This window comes from Duganella zoogloeoides (assembly GCF_034479515.1).
Lineage (GTDB): Bacteria > Pseudomonadota > Gammaproteobacteria > Burkholderiales > Burkholderiaceae_D > Rugamonas > Rugamonas zoogloeoides.
In genome coordinates this window covers 1,784,200-1,800,754 of sequence record NZ_CP140152.1, presented here as the reverse complement: position 1 = coordinate 1,800,754, position 16,555 = coordinate 1,784,200, and the positions used below count along the sequence as shown (strand labels likewise).

General features: G+C 58.0%; 13 protein-coding genes and 3 pseudogenes. 3 read left to right on the top strand and 13 right to left on the bottom strand.

The annotated features are described in order from the left end of the window. Positions 1-13: 13 nt before the first annotated feature. Together SR858_RS08045 and SR858_RS08040 are read right to left on the bottom strand one after the other, a co-directional pair. Positions 14-3,610 carry a TonB-dependent receptor gene (locus SR858_RS08045; protein ID WP_019922231.1) on the bottom strand — a complete coding sequence of 1,199 codons (3,597 nt, stop codon included), beginning with the start codon at positions 3,608-3,610 and terminating at the stop codon, positions 14-16. A gap of 307 nt (positions 3,611-3,917) precedes the next feature. Beyond that, positions 3,918-6,071 (bottom strand): beta-galactosidase, encoded by a 2,154-nt coding sequence (locus SR858_RS08040; RefSeq protein ID WP_019922230.1) that lies wholly within the window; start codon positions 6,069-6,071, stop codon positions 3,918-3,920. Between the two features lie 593 nt (positions 6,072-6,664). Here SR858_RS08040 and SR858_RS08035 point away from each other — a divergent pair. Further along, a complete protein-coding gene (locus SR858_RS08035) occupies positions 6,665-7,060 on the top strand; it encodes an MAPEG family protein (RefSeq protein ID WP_019922229.1) in 396 nt (131 codons plus the stop codon). 624 nt (positions 7,061-7,684) lie between these two features. Here SR858_RS08035 and SR858_RS08030 read toward each other — a convergent pair. Next, positions 7,685-8,569, bottom strand: a complete 885-nt coding sequence (locus SR858_RS08030; protein WP_026637355.1) for an aldo/keto reductase family oxidoreductase — start codon at positions 8,567-8,569, stop codon at positions 7,685-7,687. Positions 8,570-8,666: 97 nt separating this feature from the next. Between SR858_RS08030 and SR858_RS08025 the strand changes: the two genes are divergently transcribed. Then, positions 8,667-9,602: a LysR family transcriptional regulator gene (locus SR858_RS08025; protein WP_019922227.1), complete on the top strand. Its 936-nt coding sequence runs from the start codon at positions 8,667-8,669 to the stop codon at positions 9,600-9,602. A 108-nt stretch (positions 9,603-9,710) separates the two neighbouring features. On the opposite strand, the pseudogene SR858_RS08020 reads toward SR858_RS08025, so the two are convergent. From SR858_RS08020 to SR858_RS07990, 7 genes and pseudogenes are all read right to left on the bottom strand, one after another. Continuing rightward, positions 9,711-9,908, bottom strand: a pseudogene (locus SR858_RS08020) (Arm DNA-binding domain-containing protein); the annotation flags it as partial. Next, positions 9,905-10,598, bottom strand: a pseudogene (locus tag SR858_RS08015) (IS6 family transposase). The pseudogenes SR858_RS08020 and SR858_RS08015, both read right to left, overlap by 4 nt. 123 nt (positions 10,599-10,721) lie before the next feature. Next, entirely contained in the window at positions 10,722-11,531 is an 810-nt protein-coding gene (locus SR858_RS08010; RefSeq protein ID WP_322534524.1) for a Fic family protein, read from the bottom strand. 34 nt (positions 11,532-11,565) lie between these two features. Next, positions 11,566-12,117, bottom strand: a complete 552-nt coding sequence (locus SR858_RS08005) for a hypothetical protein (protein ID WP_154819879.1) — start codon at positions 12,115-12,117, stop codon at positions 11,566-11,568. 50 nt (positions 12,118-12,167) lie between these two features. Then, positions 12,168-12,668 carry a pesticin C-terminus-like muramidase gene (locus SR858_RS08000; RefSeq protein WP_322534612.1) on the bottom strand — a complete coding sequence of 167 codons (501 nt, stop codon included), beginning with the start codon at positions 12,666-12,668 and terminating at the stop codon, positions 12,168-12,170. After that, entirely contained in the window at positions 12,626-13,111 is a 486-nt protein-coding gene (locus SR858_RS07995; protein WP_154819878.1) for a hypothetical protein, read from the bottom strand. Before SR858_RS07995 ends, SR858_RS08000 begins: the two co-directional genes overlap by 43 nt. A gap of 216 nt (positions 13,112-13,327) precedes the next feature. After that, a pseudogene (locus SR858_RS07990) lies at positions 13,328-14,019 on the bottom strand (IS6 family transposase). A 229-nt stretch (positions 14,020-14,248) separates the two neighbouring features. Between SR858_RS07990 and SR858_RS07985 the strand changes: the two are divergent. Continuing rightward, positions 14,249-14,809 (top strand): hypothetical protein, encoded by a 561-nt coding sequence (locus SR858_RS07985; protein ID WP_019922223.1) that lies wholly within the window; start codon positions 14,249-14,251, stop codon positions 14,807-14,809. Positions 14,810-14,845: 36 nt separating this feature from the next. Here the strand turns inward: SR858_RS07985 and SR858_RS07980 are convergent, their stop codons facing one another. The 3 genes from SR858_RS07980 to SR858_RS07970 form a co-directional block, all read right to left on the bottom strand. Next, positions 14,846-15,418, bottom strand: a complete 573-nt coding sequence (locus SR858_RS07980; protein WP_154819877.1) for a hypothetical protein — start codon at positions 15,416-15,418, stop codon at positions 14,846-14,848. Positions 15,419-15,544: 126 nt separating this feature from the next. After that, positions 15,545-16,057 carry a hypothetical protein gene (locus tag SR858_RS07975; RefSeq protein WP_154819876.1) on the bottom strand — a complete coding sequence of 171 codons (513 nt, stop codon included), beginning with the start codon at positions 16,055-16,057 and terminating at the stop codon, positions 15,545-15,547. 108 nt (positions 16,058-16,165) lie between these two features. Continuing rightward, positions 16,166-16,525, bottom strand: a complete 360-nt coding sequence (locus SR858_RS07970) for a transcriptional regulator (protein WP_019922219.1) — start codon at positions 16,523-16,525, stop codon at positions 16,166-16,168. Between the last annotated feature and the right edge of the window lie 30 nt (positions 16,526-16,555).

Genomic DNA, 16,555 nt, shown 5'->3' with positions numbered 1-16,555 from the left:
CCAGTCCGGCGCCTCAGTAACGCGCCACCAGCCCCACCAGGTAACGCGCCCCGCCATAGGTGTAGCCGTTCAGCGACGGCACGCCGTCGGCAAACGGTGCAAACGATCCTTGCGAGGTGGTCACGGTCGATTTGCCCAGGTTGCGCGCCTCGGCGAAGATCTCCACGCCGTTCTTGAACTTGTAGCCGATCTTGGCATCGATGAAGCGGCGGCCGTCGCGGAACACCGGGGCGCCCGGCTGATACGGCAAGCCGCCCGGCGAGGCGATCGACGTGGCCGGGAAGTTCGAGAAACTGTCGTCGCTGGCGATGCGGCTGAAGGTGGCGGTCACCACTTGCAACGCCACCCGCATTTGCAGCGCGCCATCGTCATACCACAGCGACGAATTCCACGAATACTTTTGCTGGCCCACCGGTTCCAGCGCTACGCCCGTCATCAGGTCGACGATCTGGCCTTCCAGGCTGGTGGCCCGCAGCCGCGTGTAGTTGGCGCTGATGCCGGTGTAGCGCAGCACCGACGGCAGGAACGTGAATGCGGTCTTGGCGGTCAGCTCCACGCCGCGCTTCTTGAGCGCCGGGCCATTTTCCCAGGTCGAGTACGAGAACTGCACGTCTTCCAGCGAGCCGCCCAGCGGATCGGTCTCGCCGCTGCCCGCAAACGGTTTGCTGACCACGTTGACGCGCTGCGCCGCACCGACGATACCCTTGGACACGAAGGTGGAGGCCCCGAGTACGGTGTCGCGGTTCGGATACCATTCCAGTGACAGGTTCTGATTGAGGTTGGTCTGCGGACGCAGGCCCGGGTTGCCCATCACGCCCGAGCAGTTCATGGTGCCGCCGTCATCGTCCTCGCCGCTGTCGATGTCGGTGTAGTCGTTGGTACACACCACCGACGAGCCGGTGAGGCGGCTGGCCGGCGCCCGGGCGATCTGCTTGGAGCGGTTGTAGCGCAGCACCAGTTCATCCTTGATCGGCCACAGCGACAGGTTCAGGATCGGCATGAAGTCGGTGGTGTCGCGTTCGAGCGCGCTGTTGCGGCGGAAGGCCGACGTGACCGTGCCGCCGGCCGGGTTGGGCGTCACCGCCTGGAACGTGGTGGAGCTGGTGCCCTTGACGTTGGTCTTGACGTAGCGCCAGCCGAAGTTCCCTTCCAGCTCCAGCCCGAACGGCAAGGTGCGCTCGGTGAATGGAAAGCGGTCGAATGCGAAGTCGGTGGACAGGTAGCCGGCCGTCACCTTCTCCGTCACCTCGTTGATCGGTTGCGCATACACCTTGCCGTCGGTGCCCGTGCACTCGCGCAGGCAGTCGAGCGGATTCATATTGGTCACGCCGGTCAGCTGCCACAGCTTGCGCAGATCGAGCTCGGTCCAGCTGTTGACCAGCGTGTTCGGACGGTCCTTGGCGCCGGCGAAGAACGGATTGGTCTGGCGCGTGAGCACTTGCGCGATCAGGTTGTTGTAGTCGGTGGGCGTCATGACGATGCTCACGTCCTTGCCGTCGCGCGGATTGGCGATTGCAGTGGCGGCGGGATTGACGCCATATTTGCAGGCGTTGGCGGTGCCCAGCGATGCCGGCGTATCCTGGCAGCCGTAGAAGAAGCTGCGCAGCGATACATCGGGCACGTTGACCAGCGGGTTGGTGCTGACCACCGAGCCGCCGCCCTGGGTCGAAAGGCTGTTCTGCTTGCGATAATTAACGCCGAATTTCAGGTTCTGCAGGAACGACACATGCTTGCCCATGGCGTAGGTCAGGTCCGTCTTGAAGATGTCCTCCTTCATGGCATTGAAGCGCGGATTGTCGAGCGTGAGCGCGGTGCCGAGCGTACCCGGGGTGCGCAGCGGCATGCCGGCCCCCGCAGAACTGAGCTGGCCGTAGTTGGCCGGGTCGCCCTGGTTGAAATTCGGGTTGACCGGAGTATGCGTCCACAGGCCCACCGGGCTCACCGCCACATCGACCGGGCCGTAGCTGGTGCTGATGCTCGAGCGCCAGCCGTAACGATAAAAGTCCGACTTGGTACGCCCGCCCAGGAATTCCGCGCGCAAACCATCGCTGCGCCAGGTGCCGCCCACGATGGCGGTCTTGGTGATATTTTTCAGCTGGGTGAGAATCTGGTCGGTGCTGGCGGTGCCGTTGGCCAGCGTGTAGCCCACCAGGTGGTGGTTGGCGTCCACCTTCACCGACGACGGGATGATGTTGACCATCTGGCCGTTGGTCAGGCCCCGGTAGGTGGAACTGCTGCCGGCATTGGTGGGCGTATTGAAGAAATAGTAGCCGGAGTTGGCCACCGGGGTGCGCACCGTGCGCCCGTTCACCACCGCGCTGTCGGTAAAGCTGCCGGTGGCGTTGTAGCCGATGTCGCCCAGGCTCAGATTGAGGATATCTTCTTCCAGCGTGCGCTCATTGCGGTTGAATTTGCCGTACACGGTGAGGTTGTTGTTCACCTTGAAGTCCATGCGCAGGTCGGTGTTCAGGCGTTCGTCGCGCTGGCGCCGGATGGTGTTACGCAGCAGGTACGGCGAGTAATCGTTCCACTGGCCCAGGCAGGTGCGCAGTTCGTTGATGCGCTGGTTGCGCGCGCGGCTGCCATCGGCCGAGGACAAGCCCCGCACGTCGGCGTCCACCAGCAGCGGCATGCTGGCGTAGCACTGGTCCTTGGTTTGCGCCGCCGCCGAGCGGGTCAGAATTTCCAGCGGCGACAGGGAGTTCAGGCGGCCACCGCCCGAGGCGGCATTGCGCGCCCAGCTGGCCAGCGGCGTGGTCGATGCAGCGTCGCTTTGCGACAGCGCGCTCGGGGTGTAGCTGAAGGTTTTTTCCGGAGAGTTATCGAAGTCGATCACGCGCTGGTAGCTGCCGGTGGCGCCGCTGTTTTGCGATACGCCGTGCGCCTCGTTGCGGGCGTCGGTCTTGGTGATGTTGGCAACGATGCCGAGACGGCCGCCCAGGTATTTGTCGGCAAAGATGAAGTTCAGGCTGGGCGTCCATTTTTTGGCCAGCGTATTCTGCTCCGCGGCCACGCGGGCAACGATGGTCTGCTTGGCGAAATCGAGGCCGGTGCGGGTCTTGATGAGGATGCTGCCGCCAAGCGAGCCTTCGGTCATGTCGGCGGTGGCGCCTTTTACCACGTCCACGCTGGCAATCAGTTCGGCCGGCATGTCGGCCAGCGCCACGCCGCGTCCTTCGCCGCCGCCGTTCAAGTCGGTGCCGCCGCCCGATACCACGCCGATGCCGTCGATTTCAACGCGGGTCAGGTCGGCCGTGTTGCCGCGCACGCTGACGGTATCGCCTTCCCCGAAGTCGTTGCGGTCGAGCGAGACACCGGCAATGCGCGAGATCGCCTCGGCCACGTTACGGTCCGGGAACGAACCGACGTCGTCGGCGACGATGGTGTCCTTGGCCGTGCGCGCATGCTTTTTCTCGTCGTTTGACGTCTGTTCGGATTTGCGGGTGCCCACCACCAGCACCCGTGATACGACGGCGTCGGCATCGGTTTGCACCGGTTGCGCGGGGGATTGCTGGGCGGCGGCGTGCTGTGGTGCCATCAAGATCAATGCCGAGGCGACCGCGAGGTTGAGGGCGGTACGTGGCAACGGTGCTGAATGGTTTGTTTTCATCTCGTCTCCTGGTGTTGTGCTCCAGCGCTCTGATGGCGCGGGTTGGCTGTTGCTGCCTGGCCGTCCCTGGCGAAAAAATACCGGCCACCGGGCGGTGGCCGGCCAAGGGAGGACACATCGAAACACATCGGTGCCATGTACATAAACACTAATATATTACCGTTTCAGTGTACAAACTTTTACTCTCATTGACTACTTGTTAGTGCTTATAAAACAACGGCAATTGAATTAGTCATGTTGATGATTGGTCGCACATTAAACGTGCGGCCCGGCGCTGCCACGGCGGATGCGTGGCGCCGCAATGCTGTCAGTCCTCGGCAACGATGACCACGCCCCAAGGCGCCAAGGCCAGGTCCTGCTGCGGCTGGACCGGTGCACCCGCCAGCATCTCCGTGCCCTTGCCATAGCGGTAGCTCGCATTGATCGGAGCGGCGGAGTAATTGAAGTAAAAGTGCAGCTTCTTCCCGGCCTTGGACGTTGCGTGCTTGACCTGCACCGCTGGCGGCAACTCCTGGTCGGGTCCGTACAGGCCGATGCGTTTGAGTTCGTCCTTGAGGACGGCCAGTTGCTGCGCCTCGCCGAGCTCGGTGCCCTGGTACAGCAGCGAACCTTTGCCGTACAGGTTGCGCGTGACGGCCGGGTAGCGGCCGAAGAACGGGTGGTCGTAGTACGCCAGCGCCTGCGCGGTTTCCAGTTGCAGCAACTCGGCAATGGTTTCCACGGTGTTGCCGTCTCCCACCTTGAACGGGTCACCCTTCAGCTTCAGCGGTTTGAGCAGGGTGGAGGTTTCCTGGTATTTGAAACCGGCGGCCTGGCGCAGCGGTCCCGGTGCGGTATTCCAGCGCACCATGAAATTCTCGTTGGCCTCGCCGCTCTTGAAGGTCATGATCACGTGGCCGCCCTGCTGCACGAAGTCCGAAATTTTTTGCAGCAACGCGTCGTCGGCAATGTACAGGGCGGGCACGATGAGCAGCTTGTACTTCGAAAAATCTGGCGCATCGGCAAACACGATGTCGGTCTCCACCCTGGCCTGGTACAGGGCGGCGTTCAGACGCTCGAAGATGCGGCGGTAGCCGTCGGCGTGAAAGCTCGGCGGCAGCGGCTTGGTCCATTTATCGAACGGCATGAAGGTCAGCGCATTGTTCGAGTCGGTGGAGTACAGCACGGCCACGCGGTTGTCTTTTTTCAGATCCACCAGCGCGGCGCCGACCTTTTTCAGGTCGTTGCCGGTGCGCGATACTTCAGTATAGATGCGGTTCGGTTCATGGTCGTGGCCTAGCACGCCCTTCCAGTAAATCTCCTGGCCCGCGTTGAGCGACGACCAGTGCCAGTACATGTGCAGGTTGGCACCGTTGCCGATGTTGGCAAACACGTCCTGGTACATCTGGCCGTCGTAGGGCGGGATCTGCTTGACCGCATCCCAGCCCTGGGCCTGGCCGGTGGTCTCGGCCACGAAGAAATTGCGGCCCTTGGCGCCGCGCGCCAGGTTGCCCTGCAAGGTCTGGTGGCGGCCGTCGTACTCGTCCTGCCAGTTGAAATACACGTCGTTGCCGGCCACGTCGAGCGGACGGGTCATGTCGTAGGCATTGACCTCCGCACGGCTCAGGCTGGCGTTGTTCTGATAGACGAACTGGTCGGCCCGGGCAGCGCGGCGCACCAGGTCGGCCTGCCAGCCGATGAAGCGCGTGGCGCGCCACTGCTGGAAACGTGCCCAGTCGAGCTTGTAACCGGTGCTGTTGGCAAAATCGCGGGTAGGAAAATTCTCCCAGCTGTCCACCTGCTGGCCACAGTAGTTGAGCAGCCATGCTTCGTTGAGGGCCGCCGTGGTCTTGAACTTCGCCTGCAACCAGGTGACGAACTCGCGGTGCACGGAGGCGTTCGATGAACCGTAGGCGCTGGTCTCGTTATCGAGCTGCCAGCCGATCACGTGCGGATTGTCCTTGTAGTGGTGCACCAGCGCGACGATGATGCGTTCAGCGTACCGGCGATAATCGGGATCGTCGATGTTCATGTTCTGGCGCATGCCGTAACCGGTGTCGCCACCGCCCAGCGGGCGCGCCAGCATGCCCGGGTGCTTGGCATACATCCACACCGGGATCGAGTAAGTGGGCGTGCCCATGATGACCTGGATGCCGGCCTTGCCCATTTCCGCCACCACCTCGTCCATCCAGGCGAAGTCGAACTTGCCATCGCTAGGCTCCCACCGCCCCCAGCTCGACTCGCCCATCCGTACCACGTTCAGGCCGGCCGCCTTCATCAACGCCACGTCCTTCTTCAACCGCTGCTGGCGGATCGCGGCGGGCACGTACTCGTTGTAATACGATGCGCCATACAGAATGTGGTCGAGCTTGGGAATACGCTGCTGGTCGGCGGCGCCGGCCGAGAAAGTGGTACCGAGCGCGATTACGGCCGCCAGCAGCCCGATGGTGCGCTTGCCGAGTGCGCGATGAAGAATGGTCATAGGTTTCAGGGAAAAAGTGGGGAAGGATCACCGGAGCGGTAGTGCCCGAATTCACTGAAATATTAGTGCATTTCAAAGATCCTTACCCTCTTATCCCACTCATGATGGTGATCGTTTCGCCTACGGCATGGAAGTCAAGCTCATCCGGTGTGCTCTACGGCGAACCCAGCGACACAGCTCCAGGGCATATAAATTATCTAAACTATTTATTTAATTTATTTCTCTATCAATGCAGCCACCCGCACCCACCGGGGAAAGATCGGCTATACCATTGGCATGTCCCTGGAGCCTGCTAAGATTGGATATGAGTGATGTATATACTGCGGAGTCAATCATGGATCAAGGTGCCATTTTTCAGAGCAATCGCAGCCCGGCAATACGCCTGCCCAAGGCTATCGATTTACCAGAGAGTGGAAGGCTTCGCGGCCAGGCTGGAGGTATTGGATTTCGGCAGTCATGCCGCAGCCCACATCAGAGGATGCGGCGGTTGGTGTTGTGTGCAGCACTGCACTGTGCGCATTGAACGCCGAGGGGGCAAGTGACCGGATTGGGTTACCCTCTTCCTCACTGAACTTACCATCGGAGACCCGAAGATGACAACCGAACTGACACTGCTGGCCTGGGCCCTGGTGCTCGCCATTGTCCAGATTATGCTGGTGGCGCAATTGCGCACGGCTGAAACTGGTCTTCAATACAATGCAAGTGCACGCGATGCCGAGCCGCCGCCTCCACGACCGATCACGGCCCGTTTGCAGCGGGCACAGGCGAATCTGTTCGAGACCCTGCCGCTGTTTATCGGTGCTGTCCTGATCGCCCACGTCGCGGGCCGCGAAGGCGAGCTGACGCTGTGGGGCTGCTGGTTATACCTTCTCTGCCGCGTCGCGTACGTGCCGCTGTATGCAGCCGGCATCCCCTATGTGCGCTCTTTGGTATGGCTGGCGTCGATGCTCGGACTTGGGATGGTGCTAGCTGCCATACTGGCTGGATGATGAAATCATGCTGCCGATCGGCCCGTCTGCCTGATCGGTACAGCGCGCCAGGGGCAACCCATATGCCGATGATGGCGATGTGAATCGCCACGAGTTTGCTGACAAGCGACCGCGAAGGCAGTGGAATTTGATCTGGAACAAACTGGAAACGGCAGGTCGGCGGCTGAGCCTGAAAAATCCTGCCCCCCCCTCCCCCCCCCCGCGCGCGCTGGCTAGGAGTGCATACTAGCGGACGCTACAGGAATCAAAATAGGCCGTTTCCCCTATGAGAAAGGCGGAAATAAAAAAACCCGCCGAAGCGGGTTTTTAAGGTTCTGGCGGGACGGTGGGATCACTAAAATCCGTCACAACCCGCATGAACGCGCATTTTCACGAAATTCTACGGCGCCCCTACCCTCACCCATACCCGAAAAAAGGTCGAGGACGCTTGATGTGGCCGCGCTTCGACATGGACAGTGTAGCAGCATCGCTCTCACAACCTACTGCACGTTACTGCGCAGAATTCTCGGCGTCGTCGCGGCTGCCGTGCGCTCAAGCGTTCAGGGCACTACTACTGAGGGGCACTGAACTCTCCAGAGTATTTCTGCTTAGCGGAGTGAATCGCAACGGCAATCCGACCGGAGCTCAGTCTGCCGCGTTTGCCTGCGCCCCGATCCGATTTAGCCTGGCGACCGCTTCGGCCGGTAATGAGAGGCCGGCGGCCTTCAAGTTCTCGCGCAGGTGCGCAACTGACGAAGTCCCTGGAATGAGCAGGATATTTGGCGAGCGCTGCAGGAGCCAGGCCAGCGCGACCTGCAGCGCGGTAGCGCCCAGTTCTTGCGCAACGCTGGACAAGATCGTCGACTGTAGCGGACTGAAGCCGCCCAGCGGGAAGAACGGCACGTAGGCGATGTTTGCCGCAGCGAGCTCGTCGATCAGCGCGTCATCGGTGCGGTGCGCCAGGTTGTAATGGTTTTGCACGCCCACAATCTCGGTGATCGCGCGCCCTTCGGCAACCTGCTTTGCTGTCACATTGCTCAGGCCAATATGGCGCACCAGCCCTTGGCTCTGCAACTCGGCAATCGCCGTCAACTGCTCTTCAATTGAACCCTCCGCCGGCCCCGCAGTGCTGAACATGATGCGCAGGTTGACCACTTCCAGCACATCGAGCCCCAGGTTGCGCAGATTGTCATGCACCGCCTGCTGCAACTGTGCTGGCGAGGATGCCGGCAGCCACGCGCCGTCGGCGCCGCGCGCCGCGCCGATCTTGGTAACGATCACCAGGTCGTGCGGATACGGCGCCAAGGCTTCATGGATGAGCTTATTGGTGAGGTACGGGCCGTAGAAGTCGCTGGTATCGATGTGATTGATCCCTTGCGCCACCGCCTCGCGCAGCACCGCCAGTGCGCCCGAGTGGTCCCTGGGCGGGCCGAAAACATTAGGACCGGCAAGTTGCATCGCTCCGTATCCAAGCCGTTTAACACTACGGCTGCCAAGTTGAAACGTTCCGACCTGATCGATTGCTGACATTGTGCTTCTCCTTAGACGATGTGGAACGCCAGAGTAAGCGCATCTCGGAGAAATGAAAATATGGACAATCAGCACGGGTCGTGCGATATTTCGCACAATGGAAACTGATCTGAATGACTTGCGGGCTTTCGTGGCGGTAGCAAAATCGGGCGGGTTTCGCGACGCTGCCCGCTCCGGCGGGGTCAGTGCGTCCGGCCTGAGCGAGGCGGTGCGCCGGCTCGAAGCACAACTGGGCGTGCGCCTGCTGCATCGCACGACGCGCAGCGTGACACTTACCGAGGCTGGCACCGACATGCTGGCCCGGCTCCTTCCGGCGCTGGCCGAAGTCCAGTCGGCCGTGACGGCCGTCAATCACTTCCGCGGCAAACCGGCCGGCACGCTGAAACTCAACGTGCCCACGAGCGTGGCGCGGCTGGTACTGCCCGGTATCATCCCAGCATTCCTGGCCATGTATCCGGACATTACGCTGGAAGTCATCATCGAGGAAAGCTTTGTCGATGTGCTCGCTGCCGGTTGCGATGCCGGCGTGCGCTACGGCGAACGGCTCGAGCAGGACATGATCGCAGTACCGATCGGGCCACGCGTGCAACGTATTGCAGTGGCCGCCTCACCAGCCTACCTCGATCGCCACGGCCGGCCCGGGCACCCACGCGAACTGATCGGCCACAACTGCCTCAGGGGCCGATTTCCCAGCGGCGCCATGCCAGCCTGGGAATTCGAGCGCGATGGCGAAACCCTCCACATGGATCCCAAGGGCCCACTGATTATCGGCTTGGGCGGTGCGGCCGACCTGCTCGTTGACGCCGCGCTGAACGGGGCCGGGGTGGTTTACCTGTTCGAGGATTGGCTGCAACCTCATTTGGCTAGTGGCGCACTGGAACCGATACTCGAGCCCTGGTGGCCGGAGTTCCCAGGCCCTTTTTTGTTTTACTCCGGCCGCAGCTTCATGCCCACGCCGCTGAAAGCGTTCATTGACTTCATCAGGTCTTCGAACATCTGGGGGCCACGGCACCCGTCGCGCCAGCCAAGCTGAGGCATCTCGATTGATGGTGAAGCGGACGCTATGGGGCAGGTGATTCACTACAGGAGCGAGATATTCCGCAACTGGCAAAGCGCTTGATTGACCTACGCCTGGGTCTGTGCCGGCTGCCAGCTGCTCGCGAGCTTCTTCTCCTTTCTGGCGTGCCACAGCAAGCGATACGCCCGGGTAGGCGCCAAAACTGACGCGTGTTTCACCACCTTGCGGCCGGCGATACCTGAGCCACCAGACTTTGGAAGGTTGTGTCGCGTTGTTGATCCGAAAACGGAATTTTCCAGGAAAGGAACTGGGGCGACTCAAGCTGGACGAACCTGTGCTGCCAGCGCATAAAATTGGTCGGCGAACGACATCGCATCGGCGCCACCGATCGTGAACTGGCCCTTGCGGATCATGTGCATGAGTTCGACGCCGGCGAGCACGCAGCCGGCGCAGCGAAACGATTTGAAGTTGAGCATTGGCGTGGTCACCCGCTTGATGGCGCGGTGGTCCTGCTCGACGATGTTGTTGAGGTATTTGACTTGGCGCACCACGATCGGCACGTCCCGGCCGGCGTTGACCGCATCGATGGCCGCCTTGTTAGCGCCGCTCTTGTCCATGGCGACCTTGTCAGGAACACCGTTCTCGCGCATGGCCTTGTCGAAGAAGCGTTTCGCGGCGGCCATGTCACGCTTGGCGGTCAGAAGAAAATCGATGGTCTTTCCTTGCTTGTCGACGGCACGGTAAAGATATTTCCAGATGCCTTTGACCTTGATGTAGGTTTCATCCATGCGCCAGCTGCCGCTGACCGGGCGCTTGTGCTTGCGGGACAATTTCTCAATCAGCGGCAAGAAGCGAATCGCCCACCGGTTGATCGACGAATGGTCGACCGACACGCCGCGTTCCTCCATGATCTCTTCCAAGTGCCGGTAGCTCAGCGGGTAAGCCACGTACCAGCGAATGCAGACCAGGATGACGTCGATTGGGGAAACGCATCCCTTTGAAGTTGAGCATGGCCACATGGCGAATCGTTTCAGTGTCCCGGTGCTACAGTCTACCCGATCCGGGCTACGGCTCGGCTAACGCGACAGAACCGTTTTTCGAGGTGCTCAACAGTGCTACCATCCAGTCTATTTATCATCCAGCATCCATTCCGCACTTTAAAAACACTAAATCTGACGCAGCCAATATCCAAAGGGTGACATATTCCAAGTACCGCTCATAGTTTCCATTGATTGATAGACCTCGCATGGCATAAATGTAATTTTTCCTATCCAAGTGTGCCAAGTGCCCGAGCGGCAAATTCCGCGAATCCCAAATTCCAAACCCTTTAAGTACTCGTTGTAGCAACAATCGCGCAGCTCGGCCGTTCCCGTCTGGGAAAGGATGAATACACACAAAGTGTCCGAAGACGGACGCCGCCACCGCTAATTTTGATCGGTCCCGAAAATTATTTGCTTTTATCACGAGATCAAAAAGTTGTTCCTCTATGTGGGTGGCAGAGTAAAAACAAATATCAGCATTCCCGTTTTCCATAAATGAATACATAGGACCACCGCGGAACGAAGATGACTGACGCCCAATAGCATACTTCAAATCATGCTTGTTGACCTCGCTGTCAGAAACGACGGCTCCCGCCAGAAGATTTATAAGTGTCTCACATGAATAGTCTTTTAAATTTTCGGTAAAATCTTGACTCAGATTATTACTGTAAACGTTGCCTGAAAGGCCTTTTGAAGCTACTCGAATATCAATGTTTACAAGTTCAGGAGCCGGGCTATTCATATTTTCAAGCAACATCTTCTCACGCTTCGCTAGCCGCTCGGACATTCGCTCGGCTGACCTCATCATAACTGCCCAAGGAAAAGGTGGCCTTGTTTCGTAAACAACATTGCTAAGCGTTTTTCCTTTGAAATTAAAGTTCGCTCCAATCGGTAACGAAGCCAACTCCCTCCTCTCCGTTTTGACGCAGAAGCGCAACCTACTCATTGTTCTCAACGATATACAATGTTTTCCGTTCCGCGCCTACCTTCTTACCCCACTCGCTAAGATTATTTACCGCTTCAACCTCCGACTCAGGACGCGTCGCTAATTTTTTCGTCCTAAGGACATAGACACTAAGTAATGGCTCACGATCGCAGGTGACCGGAGACTTAGATTTTCCTGTTGGAATATTTCTTTCCCCAGTCGCTAGAACATAACTACACTCAAAATTCCTTATCGCGAACGCAATTACTTTCGCGTTTTTCTTATCTACAACTGCGGCTGCCTTCTCTATGCAACTATGACGTCGACATCCCGCAATAAAAATTTTTTCTCCCGGCATCTCACGCAGGTCTTCCGGAATGACAAATCCCTCACCGATTGCGTCTGAAATTTTACTATCAGGTTGAAAAAGATTGGCGCGCCGCTCTCCAAACTCTTTTGCGCTCTTAGTTACCATTGGCATTACATTGTCATGCGTGATATTACTAGCATTACTCGCACCAGAATATAAAATCAAAACCAATGCTAGATATTTGATATTTTTCAAACTACCCTCCTTATTGGTTCTCAAAAAACATCCGAACGATTTTTTTTAAATTAGTTGTTCAGATATCTCTGCAATAAATCGGCTTCTTTTGATCTCCGAGTATTGTAAACATCCCCGAAATCTCGCAATTCAGAAATTGCCCCCGACCAATCCTTTGATGTCGCTTCCGCCCAGAATTTAGGCGCACTTGTGGCTAAATTTCCGTATTGAAATCCAACACTCGCGATAACAGTTTGTGCTTCAGTTGGCAATTTATAAAATTCCCCGGCACCAACTGCTGAATCATATTTAACAACCAAATCGTTCAAAGCCTTTCCATGAACAGCACTATTTATTTCTAATGCCTCGGTTGCAGTAATATTTAATGGAATCGCATCTAACTTCGCTTGTGCTTCGGTGCCCTTTAGCTCCAAATAAGGCGAAAGTTTATCCGTTAGATCTTTGGATAGATTCAGCTCTTTAAGGCCGGCAAGGCTATTCTGACCTAAATCCAATCCCGATGCAATGGTTACTCCCGAATTTCCCAAAATGACGTTACCATCTTTAGGTATGTATCCATCGAGCCTATTTCCTTCCAGTTCTTCAATGAAACTCCAATCAACTTCTGCTCCCCCACTGCTGTCTCCTCCTCCCCCCTGGCTGCTCCATTATCATGATAATTGGCATCCCATTCATCTGGTGGAATATAGGGCGAATCATAGTCCCCGTAGTCAGGATACGGGCTTGTGCCTGGAATTACTACTACATACCCAGAGTCACCGGTAACGTCGGGGCCTCCTGAGCTGCTACCCGATAGCAGGAACACTTCGTCTTCTTTTTCCTGCGTTTTGAGTATAGTCAGTGTTCCTGATGTGCTTTCCTGGTCCTTCAGCTTTATGTTTCCTTCTAAAAATAACTGCTGCAGAGCACTAAGGAATTGCTGATCTTCTACAGGCTGGACTTCGAGGGTAGCCGATTCGTCTAGCGAACTGTCGGAGGTTGGAATGCTGACCACGATATCGCAGGCAAAACGCCGACAGGCGCGCCGAGGTCAGCTACAGCTATTTCGAGCTGCATAGAATTCCTAGAAAAGTTCATGGAGGGAAACGACCAGTAGATCTTATCGGAAAATTAATTGAAAAATCTATCAGATTGTTTCAAGGAACGTTTTTGTGGTTCTGTCGCATTGTTGATCAAACGGCGGAGTTTTCCCGGCATGGCACATGGCCACTCAAACAGGACGGACCTTGCCCGCCAGCGCATAAAATTGGTCGGCGAACGACATCGCATCGGCTCCGTTGATTGCGAACTGGCCCTTGCGGATCATGCGCATGAGTTCGACGCCTGCGAGCACGCAGTGGGCGGCGCGAAACTATTTGAAGTTGAGCATCGGCCTGGTTACCCGCTTGATGGCGCGATGGTCCTGTTCGATGATGTTGTTGAGGTATTTGACCTGGTGCACCAGGATCGGCACGTCGCGGCCGGCGTTGATCGCATCGATCGCCGCCTTGTTGGCGCCGCTCTTGTCCATCGCGACCTTGGCCGGATCGCCGTTCGCTCCCATAGCCTTGTTGAAGAAGCGCTTTGCTGCGACCATGTCGCGCTTGGCCGTGAGCAGGAAGTCGACGGTCTTTCCTTCCTTATCGACGGCGCGGTATAGGTATTTCCAAACGCCTTTGACCTTGATGTAGGTCTCATCAATGCGCCAGCTGCGGCCGACTGGGCGCTTGTTTTTCCGGGCATCTTCTCGACCAAGGGCAGGAAACGAATCGCCCATCGATTGATCGACGAATGGTCGACCGACACGCCGCGCTCTTCCATCATTTCTTCCAGGTTTCGTTAGCTCAGCGGGTACGCCACGTACCAGCGAATGCAAATCAAGATCACGTCGATAGGAAAGCGCATCCCTTTGAAGTTGAGCATGTCGATTCGTCCTGGGCTCGGGCGCCGCAGTTTACCTGATTGGCTCGTCGACCTTCGCTAATGCGACAGAACCCTGGCTGGCACCTTGACGCTGATCGACGGTTCCTTGTTCACCAAGATCGTCGCGTGGGCAAGCTGCTGCCAGCAAAGATCATTGTGTCGAAACAACTGAAGCAGTCAAGTTGCGCGATATTGTCGACGTTTATTCATCTTTTCGTCGAGGCCAAACATGACCGTTTCAATCACCTCCCGATTTCGCCAGCGCTTGTCGATCATTGTCATCGCTGTTACTGCACTTGTGTCCGTTGAGCGGGCTGTTGCCGCGACCTTTCCGGCGGATGACGGGCTCGTGCACCAGCGAGATTCGAAAGCGGCCCTGCTCGAGCCTGACCTTGACGGCAACGGCGTACGCGACGACCTCGACGATTTCGTGCAACAGCACTTTGGCGGTGACAAGCGTGCCGCCAGGACAATGCAGAACTTCGTGATCAGTGCACAGCACGCAATGATTACCACGACGCAGCAGCAGTCGGCTCGTGTGCATCCGATGTACCTGCATGCGATCGCTTGTATCAAAGGACTGGCCGAGATCGAACCATCGCTCAATGCATACGCTTTCATGGAACTTGCGGAGAGGATCGGGAATACCGGTTTCCGGCAGGACGCGATGCGTGAGCATTTGCTCCGTGTGGATGCCATGAAGCTGAACGTGCAGGCAACGCCGCGGTTTGACGCTGCCTGCATGGAGCCACTCGGTGTGGCCGACCTGCGCCAGGTAGCGGATAAGTGAGGCGGTGGCGGCCGAATGGCCGCCCGGCCACCAGCCTTACTTGGGCGCCGCGACCATGGCCGCCCGTGCAGCGCGGACCTGCTCGTCAACCGCCCCTTCGCACCATTCCCCCCATTCTGGCGCGTTGTTGACGACAAAATTTACATCGCGTATGCGTTGCGCATGGGCCTCAATCGCGGCGACGCGTTCGGGCGTGTTGGCCATCATCTCTGCCAATTCCTCGATCGCACGGATGTTAATTCCTTTACCTTCTCGTACAAGCGCGCCCAAGCATTCTGAAGAACGTATACTCATCGAGTGCGCCGCCGATGAGGAATGTTTATCGGTTGCACCAAGGGCGTACCGCCAGGCGATCAATGCGTTCTGCACACTGCGCAGCACGCGCGCGTCGTCGCCAAATTTTTTGGTCACAAAGGCTTCCAGGTCATCCCGGATACCGTCGTCATTGCGGTCGGGACCAGCGATTTCGGCAAGTTCGCCAGGACTGGCGGTCTTGCCCGCATCGGCTGCCAGCGCACCTGAACAGGCAAGGCTTGCGGCGATGGCGATGCACCAGAAACTGCGTAGACCGCGTGCTGCGGATGACAAAGAAAAGGTAGCGCTCGACATGGTTGATACTCCGTTCGTTGTTTAAAGATCAACCATAGGCGCTCCAGGTATCGTCCCCTTGTAGAAAAGCAAATGTTGACGGGATAGCCCCGCTGCTGGAGGCGCGCCCGGCAACACCTCTCGCGACTAGTATTCATCTGTCGGCCTGGACCAGGCGGGTCGCCCAGCTTCCGGGATGTCCGGCTCGGAGAACGAGTCGACGAGCTTACCTGTTGCGAAGTCATACAGCGACAGGGTTCCTGCGAAGTGCAGGCCACCACAATCGATCGCGAGCTGCTTTCCTCCGTTCCAGAACCAATAGCTTCGTATGAACGGCGAGCACTTGATACGCCGGTATCTGTCCCCCCTGTAGGCCATCAGCGTGTCGGCGCTGACAAAGCGTTGGCCGTCGAGCTCCCAGGTCTCCCGCACCAGCCAGGCAGCCGTGCGCCTGTCGCCAGAGAGAGCAACGCGCATCGCGCGGCCATGGGTCGTCAGCCGTCGTTCACCACCCTGTGCCAGCGAGACGCGAGCATTACTTTTACGATCCAGGAAAATGTTGCTGAAAGTCTCGTCCATCGCGCAGGCAACGTCGCAAAACATGAACAGGACAAGCAGTAGGACAATTCGCATCGCATCTGCCTCCTGGCCATTTGGCAAGATATCGCCTGAAAAAGTGGCTGACCACGCTCAATCAGCGCCGAAGTCCACTATCTGGTTTGAAATGTGTGCGCTCCTGCCCGTCTTCGTGCGGATCAAGTCTGCAATTTACCGCCTGAGCTTCCTGCGGTTCTCCTCGTCCCAGCGCTTGACCGCAAACGCCTGGAAAGGGGTGAGCACGGCACTCAGGCGTACATATCCATCGGGCAGGCTCTGCGTGGTTTGTCCATCCATCAGCGCAGCCATGGTGGTCTCATCAAGGTCGGTGATTTCCAGCAGCGCCGGCAGCGCGGTATTGAGCGCGCGGGCGATGGCATCGAGCACCTTGAGCGAGGGATTGGCTTTCCCATTGGTCAGGTCGGACAGGAACGACACGGAGATGCCGGCCTTGTCGGCCAGTTCGCTCTTGGTCATGCCCTGTTCATCGAGCGTGCGCAGCACGTTGGTGAAGAATATCTGGTTGTACATGATGCGATGTGCTGTCCTTTGCGCGAATGT